General features: G+C 64.5%; 12 protein-coding genes. 9 read left to right on the top strand and 3 right to left on the bottom strand.

Annotated features, from left to right (window positions below; genetic code table 11):
* From VFZ97_02180 to nusB, 5 genes are all read left to right on the top strand, one after another.
* Positions 1 to 769 (top strand): 3-dehydroquinate synthase family protein (locus tag VFZ97_02180; GenBank protein HEX6392218.1); only part of this gene is annotated, 769 nt, incomplete at its 5' end.
* Positions 766 to 1,233, top strand: coding sequence for a type II 3-dehydroquinate dehydratase (locus tag VFZ97_02175; protein ID HEX6392217.1), 468 nt, complete (start codon positions 766 to 768; stop codon positions 1,231 to 1,233). The genes VFZ97_02180 and VFZ97_02175, both read left to right, overlap by 4 nt.
* 11 nt (positions 1,234 to 1,244) lie before the next feature.
* A complete protein-coding gene (locus tag VFZ97_02170; protein ID HEX6392216.1) occupies positions 1,245 to 2,354 on the top strand; it encodes an aminopeptidase P family protein in 1,110 nt (369 codons plus the stop codon).
* Entirely contained in the window at positions 2,354 to 2,923 is a 570-nt protein-coding gene (gene efp, locus VFZ97_02165; GenBank protein ID HEX6392215.1) for an elongation factor P, read from the top strand. The genes VFZ97_02170 and efp overlap by 1 nt, the downstream gene beginning before the upstream one ends.
* Entirely contained in the window at positions 2,920 to 3,357 is a 438-nt protein-coding gene (gene nusB / locus VFZ97_02160; protein HEX6392214.1) for a transcription antitermination factor NusB, read from the top strand. Before efp ends, nusB begins: the two co-directional genes overlap by 4 nt.
* A 4-nt stretch (positions 3,358 to 3,361) precedes the next feature.
* On the opposite strand, the gene VFZ97_02155 is transcribed toward nusB, so the two are convergent.
* The 3 genes from VFZ97_02155 to VFZ97_02145 all read right to left on the bottom strand — a co-directional run bounded on the left by VFZ97_02155 (position 3,362) and on the right by VFZ97_02145 (position 6,209).
* Complete coding sequence (locus VFZ97_02155; protein ID HEX6392213.1) at positions 3,362 to 4,894, bottom strand: hypothetical protein; 1,533 nt, start codon at positions 4,892 to 4,894, stop codon at positions 3,362 to 3,364.
* Between the two features lie 92 nt (positions 4,895 to 4,986).
* On the bottom strand, positions 4,987 to 5,541 hold the full coding sequence (locus tag VFZ97_02150) for a hypothetical protein (GenBank protein ID HEX6392212.1): 555 nt from the start codon (positions 5,539 to 5,541) through the stop codon (positions 4,987 to 4,989).
* Positions 5,538 to 6,209: a hypothetical protein gene (locus tag VFZ97_02145; protein HEX6392211.1), complete on the bottom strand. Its 672-nt coding sequence runs from the start codon at positions 6,207 to 6,209 to the stop codon at positions 5,538 to 5,540. The genes VFZ97_02150 and VFZ97_02145 overlap by 4 nt, the downstream gene beginning before the upstream one ends.
* Positions 6,210 to 6,489: 280 nt before the next feature.
* Here VFZ97_02145 and pyrR point away from each other — a divergent pair, with 280 nt between their 5' ends.
* The 4 genes from pyrR (at position 6,490) to carA (ending at position 10,540) form a co-directional block, all read left to right on the top strand.
* The gene (gene pyrR / locus VFZ97_02140) at positions 6,490 to 7,059 is read left to right on the top strand and encodes a bifunctional pyr operon transcriptional regulator/uracil phosphoribosyltransferase PyrR (protein ID HEX6392210.1); all 570 of its coding nucleotides are present in this window, start codon (positions 6,490 to 6,492) and stop codon (positions 7,057 to 7,059) included.
* Positions 7,056 to 8,033 carry an aspartate carbamoyltransferase catalytic subunit gene (locus VFZ97_02135; protein ID HEX6392209.1) on the top strand — a complete coding sequence of 326 codons (978 nt, stop codon included), beginning with the start codon at positions 7,056 to 7,058 and terminating at the stop codon, positions 8,031 to 8,033. The genes pyrR and VFZ97_02135 overlap by 4 nt, the downstream gene beginning before the upstream one ends.
* A complete protein-coding gene (locus tag VFZ97_02130; protein HEX6392208.1) occupies positions 8,020 to 9,321 on the top strand; it encodes a dihydroorotase in 1,302 nt (433 codons plus the stop codon). The genes VFZ97_02135 and VFZ97_02130 overlap by 14 nt, the downstream gene beginning before the upstream one ends.
* Before the next feature lie 112 nt (positions 9,322 to 9,433).
* A complete protein-coding gene (gene carA / locus VFZ97_02125) occupies positions 9,434 to 10,540 on the top strand; it encodes a glutamine-hydrolyzing carbamoyl-phosphate synthase small subunit (GenBank protein ID HEX6392207.1) in 1,107 nt (368 codons plus the stop codon).
* The last annotated feature ends 5 nt before the right edge of the window (positions 10,541 to 10,545 follow it).

Below are 10,545 nucleotides of genomic sequence, written 5' to 3'. Positions count from 1 at the left end.
GTGGGGGCTGACCCGAGCGGACGTCGTCGTTGCGGTCGGCGGAGGAGTTGTAACCGACGTCGCGGGGTTCGCTGCTGCGGTGTATCACCGGGGCCTGGCCGTGATCCACGTCCCCACGACCCTGCTTGGCCAGGTCGACGCCGCGATCGGCGGAAAGACGGGGGTCAACCTGCCCGAGGGCAAGAATCTCGTAGGTGCCTTCTGGCAGCCAGACGCAGTTCTCTGTGACACCGAAACCCTCACCACTCTTCGCCCCCGTGAGTACCGGAGCGGGTTGGGTGAGATGGCCAAGTATGCGTTTCTCGGAGTCGAAGGACTACGTGATATGGCTCTCGATGATGCCGTCGCGGCTTGCGTGTCGTGTAAGGCAGCGATCGTCGGGGCGGACGAACGGGAGAGCGGTCAGCGTGCCCTGCTCAACTATGGACACACGTTGGCTCACGCCATCGAAACCGCCGGCGTTTATAACCTTCGCCACGGTGAGGCGGTGGCAATTGGACTCGTTTACGCCGCCCACCTCGCCCGGAGGCTCGGTCGTATCGACGACGCCCGGGTCGCGGAGCACGAGAAACTCATATGCGACTATGACCTGCCATCGAGGCTTCCTCCGGACTCCGACCCAAATGCATTGGTGGCGATCATGGGGAAGGATAAGAAGGTCACTTCTAGCGGGCTTACCTTTGTTCTCGACGGACCCGATGGGCTTCAGGTCGTGCGTAATGTTCCAGAGCCAGATGTCAGAGCTGCTCTGGAGGAGATCGCCAGTTGACCTCGGCCGGTGACCAGCGTTCGGTTGTCCTTCTTCTCTCTGGGCCCAATCTGAACCTGTTGGGTGAACGCGAGCCCGACGTCTACGGGACCGCCACCTTGGCCGATCACGTCCGACTAGCGGAAGCGACCGCCGCCCGACTCGGGCTCGCAGTTGAACATCACCAGTCCAACCACGAGGGAGAACTGGTCGATCTCATTCACGCCGCCCGGGGAAAGGCGGCGGCGATAGTCATCAACGCAGGCGCATTCACCCATTACGCCTGGTCACTTCACGATGCGCTCGCGGCCTTCGAAGGAACTGTTGTTGAGCTCCACCTTTCGAACCCGGCGGCACGGGAGTCGTGGCGCTCGACGTCTGTGGTCGCGCCGGTCGCAACGGGGGTGATAGCCGGGTTCGGCGGCGAAGGATACCGGTTGGCTATAGAAGCCGTCGCGGAGCGTCTCAAGAACGAGTCGTCCTGATGCTTGCGCCGATGGACCAGGCAGGCCGACTCGATCGTCTCCGGCAGGCGATGGCGAGCCATGTCGGGGGGGACAGTCCCGTGGTTGCCCCCCCGGAGGCGCTGCTCATCACCAGCCTTACCAATGTTCGCTACCTCACCGGATTTACCGGGTCGGCTGGGATGCTCTTCGTGCTTCCAGACGAAACTGTGCTGGTCACCGACGGGCGGTACGACACTCAAGCCCATGAGCAGCTCGCAAAGGCTGGCGTGGCGGCGAGAGTCGTGGTAGCCGGTGCCGCGAAGCAGAAGGAGGCCGCCCAGGAACTTGCCCAGGGACTTGGCAGTCTTGGACTCGAAGCGGCCCACATCAGCTGGGCCCGGCAGCGCGCGTTGGATAGCGATTGGTTCCCGTCCGCGGAACTGCTGCCGACTATCGGACTGGTCGAGGATCTCCGCCGAATCAAGGACGAAGGCGAGATCGCCAGGATCGCAGAAGCGTGCCGGATCGCGGACCAAGCACTGTCGCTAATCCGGCCGCGCCTGTCAGAGAACCCAACCGAAGCGGAGTTCGCCCGGATACTCGACTTCGAGATGCGAGAGCTCGGTGCGACCGGGCCCTCGTTCGAGACGATCGTCGCAGCAGGTCCGAACGCCGCCATGCCCCACCACCGCCCAGGCCTTGACAGGATCGAGAAGGGCTACCCGATCGTCCTCGACTTCGGCGCCCTGGTAGATGGCTACTGCTCGGACATGACCCGAACCGTTTGGACGGGCGGCATCGGGCATCCCGATCTACGCAGAGCGGTCGAAGTTGTCATGGCGAGCCAGGCTGCCGGCGTGGTGGCCGTGGGGCCCGGCGTGAAGTGCTCGGACGTGGACAAGGCCTGCCGGGAAGTGATCGCCGAAGCGGGCTGGGCTGATGCCTTCGTTCACGGGACTGGTCACGGGGTGGGGCTTGACATCCACGAGGCCCCATCTGTGGCTGCGACGTCGACGGATACACTTGAAGCCGGCCACGTCGTCACCGTGGAGCCCGGGGTCTACCTTCCCGGACTCGGGGGTGTCCGAATCGAGGACACCGTCGTGGTGACCGAAGATGGCTGCAGACCGTTGACCAGCACTCCGAAGGACCTGCCCTGATGCCCGCCGTATCCACCAATGATCTGAAGAACGGGATGTCCCTGGACCTCCCGGAGGGTCTTTTTTCTGTTGTCGAGTTCCAGCACGTCAAGCCTGGCAAGGGCGGGGCGTTCGTGCGCACGAAGCTGAAGAACGTGCGCACCGGCGCCGTCATCGAGCGCACCTACCGTGCCGACGAGAAGCTCGAGCAGGCGATGATCGACAAGCGGGAGATGCAGTACCTGTACCTCGACGGGGACGCGTTCGTCTTCATGGACACGACCGACTACGAGCAGATGAACGCGCCGCGGGCGAGCCTCGGGTCTTCGGCGCAGTACTTGAAGGAAGGGAACTCGGTCGTGCTCCAGATGTACGGGGGTGAGATCGTGGGAGTCGACCTTCCGGCGGGAGTCGACCTGACAGTGACCGAGACGGAGCCTGGCGTCCAAGGTGACCGGGTTTCAGGCGCCCGCAAGCCGGCCGTGCTCGAGACAGGCATTCAGGTTCAGGTGCCGCTCTTCATCAATCCGGGCGACAAGATCAAGGTCGATACCCGGTCCGGTGAATACCTCGGCCGGGCAGGAGATTGACGACCGGCTCGTCCCCTTCGCACGGAAGCCGGCGGCAAGCTCGAGAGCGAGCGCTGTCTCTACTGTATGAAGCATCAGCAAAGGGTTTGCCGGCGCTAGCGGTCCTCGACGATCTGCCAGTTCCGCCGGACGACTTCACGGCCGACCTAGTGCGCGGAGTCGACTCGTCGCTCGACGAACTGGATGCCCTGATCGGGTCTCACTCGATCGACTGGGCCCTGGACCGCATGCCGGTGGTGGACCTGACGTTGCTCCGGCTCGCCACCTACGAGTTGTGCCATCGGCCCGACATCCCGACGGCAGCGGTTATTTCCGAAGCCGTCGAGCTAGCAGGCCAGTACTCCACCGATGAGTCGGGCCGATTCGTGAACGGGGTTCTGGCGGCTATCGCCAGCGACGTTCGCACAAAGGATCAGAACAACAGCGAACGCTAACGGCTTACGCGACCTGCCGGATCCAAACGATGCTCAGGCTGTTCGGAACCACCGGGGCCGTCGTCGTGGTCGTAGCCGACGGAACCGACGTCGTGCTCGTGCTGCTCGGTGCTGTGGTGGTAGTCGTAGATGGCACCGTCGTCGTCGTGGGCGTGCTACCCGAGGTGAAGGTGTTCGGACCCACTTGGCTCAGGGCGAGGTCTGCTGCGGCGCCGATGGCCGTCCCGCTGAGGACCGTCACGTGGATCGCGCTCACCGAAAAGATCCCGTTGTTGGTCGACTGATAGTCGGAAGTCAGTGCGAGCGTCGTCTTGAGGGTCGAGACGAGGTTTGATGTGATCAGACCCAGGACTCCCGAATCGCTGCTGATGGCGGCGGTCACCGCTCCCATCAGGTCCTGGTTGGGCCCGCTGCCGACGCTCACCGCAATGGTTGCTGTCGCACCCAGAGGAATTGATACTCGTACGTAGAGGTTGCCGAGCGAGGCGGTGCCGCCAGGCGAGGCTCCGGCCGTCCCCATAGTCGCAGAGGACGTGATCGCCGACGTTTCAAGGGTTACGTCGGCGAGCGAGCTGAGTGCGGGACCAATGGAGGGAATCTTCGAAAGGTCGAACGTCACGCCAGTAGCGCTCGGGCTTCCCGAAGTTGTGCAGGACGGATTGGAGGATCCGACCTGAATTGACCCCGGGGAAGCCACCAAGCCCGAGCAAGACGCCGAGGAGCCAGACGAATCGGCCTCTGCGTACTGCGCAAGACCTCCCGTGGTCAACCAAGACTCATTCGACAGAAGGTTGGCAGACGGTTGCGCCGACGATGCCGGGGTGCAACCTGCCTGGGTGCTCGGGCACACGACGTTCTGGTCGGGCGGACCCGATCCGCTGTACGAAGCGGACGTCGGAGCAGGGTTCACCGGGGCCGAGGCTCCGCCTAAAAATGAGGAACTGAGGTTGAACGCCTGTGACGAGGCGTTCGACGTATACGTGCTGGATCCGCTGCTGTAAAAGCCGATCAGTCTGATCCCATTCGCGGCCCGCTGCCCGCCATTAGGCCGATGAAAGCCCGCAAGCGACGCGTTGTCGTGCACCAGCAGTAGCGCTTGTAGCGTCCTGCCCATCGCCGCACTCCCACCGGTAATTGCGGACGTGACTCCCTTGGCCTGTGCGATGACGTACCAGGACGTAAGTCCTGTGGGAGTAGGAATCGAGTTGTTGTAGCAGGCCGAAGACGGGGGAAGCTCCGCAGACGCGCCCGAAGGTTGGGTGGTGTACGTGGCGACAGAAAGCGTGTAGTAACCCAGGCTTGCCGCGTTTCTGACCGAGTCGGCGGGACCCGAGCCGGCGGGTAGCCAACCTCCGCTCGGAAGACCGGCGATCGGCGAGCCACCCTGGCAAGGCACGGTGCCGGTTGGTGCCGAAAGCCAGTGTTGGATCGAGCTGATCTCGCTCTGCAAGCCGGTTTCGGCCGCGTCGACGGTTTGCAACAGCTTGCGACCCTGAGCGAATCCGGAGAGGCTCCCGACCGATTGCTGTACGGCCAACGCCGTGAGGCTAATGATGACCAACATGCAGATGACTGCGGCCAACATCGCCATCCCGGTATCTGCGCGACTCCGGGGATGACGTGAACGCCTCAGATTCCCACGCATGCGCTTACCACCGTTCCCGTCTGTACCGAGTGCGACATGTTCCGGGCTGTCAGCGTTTGGTTCACCGTGGCTCCCGACGTATCCGAGCCCTGGTCTTGCGGCTGCTTGAGGGTGAACTGGACAGTGACGAGCCCGTTGTACTGACTGCTTTGTGTAAATGACAGGGCGCTTACACCGCTTGCTACAACTCCACTTCCTGTGATCGATGTCTTCTCAGTGAGTTGTCCCGCGGACGTCGACCACTCGGCGCACGCAGGCTGCGACGAATTGGTGCAGTTGACTCCGGTGTTCGCCACGTAAAGAGTTCCGGCGTTTATCGACATGTCGCACGCGAAGCGAATGTTGGCTTCGAGAAGGCCCAACGCCCGTTGGGCGGCGGCGCTGTCGTTCTGCTGCGCAGTGCTCTGAGACACGGTTCTGTTGGCGCTGATCAGGTAATTGCCGACTATCGCCAGTACGACCACCAGCAAGGCTGCGCTCAGCACCACCTCGACGAGGGTGAACCCCTCCTCGTGGCATCCTCTGCGACGGCCGATCACGACGTCGCCCCACAGGTCGTACCCACCAGTAGACAGTCCGAGAGCGACAGGTTGGTGACGACGTGGTTCTCCAAACCAGTCCGCGCGGGGTTGAGCCACCAAACCACCGCCCACGCGGTCAGAGGTGGGGTATTCGGGTCGCCGGTGAGGTAGACGGCCACCCCATAGGTCCGACCTCCGACTGAATAGCAGGCGAGATGCGGTGAGAGGGGAGCGCCGAGTGCGAGGCTCGACGCAGTGGGGGGGCCGTTCACCACTGTGGGGCAAGTTGGGGTGGTCCAGGTTGTGGTACCGCAACTTGTCGCCGCCTTGGCTCCGTTCACATCAAGAGGTTGCTGCTCGAAGCAGTTTCCGGCGACATTGGGATCCTGGGACCAGGTTGCGTCAGCGGCACCCTTCATCCCGTTCGTGATGACGCCGGGGGAGAGTGAGCGAACCTCTTCGGTCGCCTGGTTGGCGAGTGTCAGGGCTGTTGAGCGCTGGCGGTTGAAGGCGACGTCGACGACCGAGTTGACCATCACATAGGTGAGACTCAACATCACGATCGCTATTACCGTCATCCCCATCACCAGGTCGATCACTGAGAAGCCGGCATCCCTGTCGATTCCAGCTTCGGCGCGGCGAAGTAGGCGACGCGCGCCGTGGCGACAGTCGCCCGCGGCAATCACTGGTCCCCCTTCTCCGAAGACTGCATCACCTCGGCTGTCGGGATGGGGGAAATGACTCTTGACAACTTTCGCCCAACAGTCGTTGCGCGCATTACATCGCAGATCGCGCTGAAGGGGGGTTACCGCGGATCTTGTATCAGTCCTCTTGAAGCACCGCTTTGCCCTAATCCGCCCCGAATCGACGCTGATCAGTAGATCTCCGGGAACCCGCCCCTCGCGCTAGTATGAACTTCCGACCGTAAAGCCGGTCCTGTGAGGCCGGTACGGAGAGGAGGTTGTATTGGCTGAACGCGAACGTGCTCTGGCGCCCCCATACGGGGGCGTTTTTGTTGCCCGGACCACGGTCATGGACGTCGAGGACGTCCGGCGGGCCACCTGGCGGATGGCCCACGAGATCATCGAGCGAAACCATGACCTGGACCATCTAGTCATAATCGGGCTGCAGACCGGCGGGGTCTGGCTGGCCTCGAACCTGGCAAGGGTGGTCGGCGAGGTGACCGGGACCGACGTCTTGACCGGGACCCTGGACGTCGCCTTCTACCGCGACGACATCGGGCTTCGTCCGGTCCTGCCCGAAGCGACGACCGAGATCCCGGTCGAGCTGACCGGCAAGACCGTCGTGCTTGTGGACGACGTCCTCTATACGGGACGCACCATTCGGGCCGCGCTCAACGCGTTGTCCGACTATGGCCGGGCCCGGTCGGTCCAGCTGGCCGTGATGGTCGACCGTGGCCACCGCGAGCTCCCGATCCGGCCGGATTATGTCGGAAAGAACCTTCCGACCCGGCGGGATGAGATGGTCGATGCCACCGAAGCGGGCGTCGTCATCGGGGACGTGAGGCCTCGTTGAACGCCAGGCCCCGCCACCTCCTGTCAGTAACCGATCTCGGACAAGAAGGAATAGAAGAGGTTCTTCGCCTCACCGACAGCTTCGTCGAGGTCAGCTCGCGCGCTATCCCGAAGGTGCCGGCGCTGCGCGGCAAGACGGTTGCTTCACTCTTCTTCGAGGATTCCACCCGCACCCGGCTGAGCTTCGAGACCGCCGCACGCCGGCTGTCGGCCGACGTGATGACCTTCTCGGCCTCGAGCTCCTCCCTCAATAAAGGAGAGTCGATTCGGGACACGGTAGAGACGGTCCAGGCCATGGGCATCGACGCGGTGATCGTCCGCCACTCCGGCGCCGGAGTGCCCTGGCAGGTGGCCCGCTGGGTCGACGGCCCGAGTGTCATCAACGCCGGCGACGGCTGGCACGAGCACCCCACTCAGGCGCTTCTCGACTGCTACACGATCGCTGCCGAACGCAGAGCACGTGGCAATCCTCCCCCGGCAGCCGGGCGGCTGCCTCTCGACGGGATTCGCATAGCGATAGTCGGCGATATCCGGCATAGCCGGGTCGCCAGATCGGACGTGTTCGCCTTCGACGCACTCGGGGCTCAGGTCATCCTGGTGGCCCCGCCAACGCTGCTCCCGCCCTCGCTTGCCGGTTGGCCGGTTGAGGTTTCATACGATCTCGACGCGGTGCTGCCGAAACTCGACGTCGTCTACCTCCTGCGGCTCCAGAGAGAACGCATGACCGAGGCGCTGCTTCCATCCGTTCGCGAGTACACCGCCCGCTACGGGCTCACCAGACAACGACGCCAGCAACTCGGAGACCAGGCCCTGATCATGCACCCCGGTCCGGTCAACCGTGGGGTCGAGGTCGCCGCCGAGGTTGCCGACGACCCGTCCTCGGTCATCACCCGCCAGGTCGCCAACGGGGTCGCCGTTCGTATGGCGGTCCTCTATCTGCTCCTCGGATCGGGGGTCGACCTTGTCGCGGCGTAATCCACCGGCAGTCGTCATCAGAGGCGGAACCATCGTCGACGCTACCGGGACCCGCCCGGCGGACGTTCTCATCATGGAGGGTCGTATCTCGACCGTCGGATCGAAGGTCAGCTCGGTACCGGCCGGGACCGTCGTGCTCGACGCGTCGGGCTGCATCGTGGCGCCAGGCCTTGTCGACCTGCACTCCCATCTGCGAGAGCCCGGCCGGGAGGAGGCGGAGACAGTCGAGACCGGGGCCCGGGCCGCGGCGCTTGGCGGCTACACCGCGGTGGTGGCCATGCCGAACACCGAGCCGGCAATCGACTCGGCTGCTGTTGTCGCGCAGGTGCTGGAGCTCGGATACGAGGCGTGCTGCGAAGTGCTCGTCGCCGGGGCCATCACGGTCGGCCGTAAGGGCACCCAGCTTGCCCCCATGGCGGAGATGGCCGGCATGGGCGTCCGGATCTTCACCGACGATGGCAGCGGTGTGCAGGACGCCCGTCTCATGCGCCGGGCGATGGAGTACGCCGGCGCCCTCGGCGTGACCCTCGCGCAGCACTGCGAGGACGCGTCGCTCGCCGGAGGCGGTCACATGCACGAGGGTGAGTGGTCGAGCCGTCTCGGCATCGCCGGCCAGCCGGCAGAGGCCGAGGAGCTGATGGTCATGAGGGACCTGGCCCTCGCGAGGCTCACCGGCGCCAAGCTGCACTTCCTTCACCTCTCGACCGCCGGGTCGCTCGCCATGGTCCGCGGTGCGAAGGCATCCGGGCTCGAGGTGACGGCCGAGGTAACGCCGCACCACTTCACCCTGACCGACGCAGCTGTCGCGACCTACGACCCGGTGTTCAAGGTCAACCCGCCGCTGCGGACGGGTGCAGATGTCTCGGCCGTGAAGGACGCCATAGCTGACGGGACTGCCGACGCGATTGCTACCGACCACGCTCCTCACGCCCAGGAGACGAAGGAGCTTCCCTTCGATCAGGCGCCTCCGGGAATGCTCGGTCTGGAGACGGCGCTTGGGCTCGCCCTAACCGAGTTGGAGGTCCCGACGGAAAAAGTGCTCGGGTTGATGTCCTGGCAGCCCGCGGCCATCGCCGGACTAACGGCTGAACACGGAGGACCGATCGCGGTCGGTAGGCCGGCCAACCTGTGCGTGATCGATCCAACCCACAAGTGGGTGGTGGATCCGAAGTCTTTGGCAAGCCGGTCCCGCAACACACCGTTCGCCGGCCGGACCCTCCTCGGGAAGGTTCGCCACACCGTCTTACGCGGCGAACCAGTCGTCATCGACTTCGAGGCTCAGCGTTGAGCGGAGTCGAGTTGACTAACCCTGAGGCGCTACAACGGCCGGGCGTGGGGATGGGGTCCCCACGCTCCGGAGGAGGCCGGGGTTGGGGCCCCGGCCGGGCTAGGTGTCACAGTTGAGCGGTTTGGTTGAGGCGTTGCTCGTCCTCGCGGACGGCAGCGTGTTCGAGGGTGAGGCGATCGGCTGGTGGAATGCGGATGAGCCCGCACCCGCCACAGGCGAGGTGGTCTTCAACACGACTCTCACCGGCTACCAGGAGGTCCTGACCGACCCGTCTTACGCGGGCCAGATCATCTGCTTCACCTATCCCCACATCGGGAACTACGGCGTCTCGCCAGCCGACAACGAAAGCCGCCGCGCCTTCTGCCGCGGGCTTATCGTAAGGGAGGTTTCGCCACGCCCGAGCAGCTGGCGCTCCGAGCAGACGCTTGACGAGTTCCTGATCGAGCAACGCCTTCCCGGGCTCGCCGGAATAGACACGCGACGGTTGACCCGCCACATCCGTGAGGCCGGCGCCATGCCGGCTGCGTTCGCGCCGGTCGAGGGTCCTGCTGCAGTCGACGAGACCGCGATCAAAGAAGCGGCGCTGCGCGAGCCGGGAACCGACGGCCGGGACCTGGCCGCGGAAGTCACCACACGCGAGTCGTACACCATCGGGGATGGCCCCTTGGGGGTGGTGGCTTATGACTTCGGCATCAAGCGGACGATCCTCCGCCACCTCGGGCGCCTCGCGACCGTCGAGGTGGTGCCTGCGTCGACGCCGGCATCCGAAGTGCTCGCGCGCAAGCCCGATGGTGTGTTCTTGTCCAACGGCCCGGGAGATCCTGCCGCGGTCGGGTACGCGTCCCGAGCGATCGGAGATCTGATTGGGCGGGTGCCTGTCTTCGGGATCTGCCTCGGGCACCAACTCCTGGCAACGGCTCTTGGGGCGGAGACGTACAAGCTTCCGTTCGGGCACCACGGTGGGAACCACCCGGTGCGAAGGCTGTCCAGCGGCGCAGTCGAGATCACCAGCCAGAACCACAACTACGCGGTCGCCGACGGGACCATCAAGAGTGCCGATATCACGCACGTAAACCTCAATGACGGTGTCGTCGAAGGGCTGGCCTGCCGAGATTTGCCCGCGTTCAGCGTCCAGTACCACCCCGAAGCGGGCCCCGGACCGCACGACGCCAGCTACCTCTTCGACGAGTTCCGGAAACTCATGGAGCGTTCCTCATAATGGCG

It is taken from the genome of Acidimicrobiales bacterium (assembly GCA_036378675.1).
Taxonomy (GTDB): domain Bacteria; phylum Actinomycetota; class Acidimicrobiia; order Acidimicrobiales; family Palsa-688; genus DASUWA01.
Note: the sequence above shows the minus strand (reverse complement) of the source record. Positions and strands in the feature narration are given on the sequence as shown.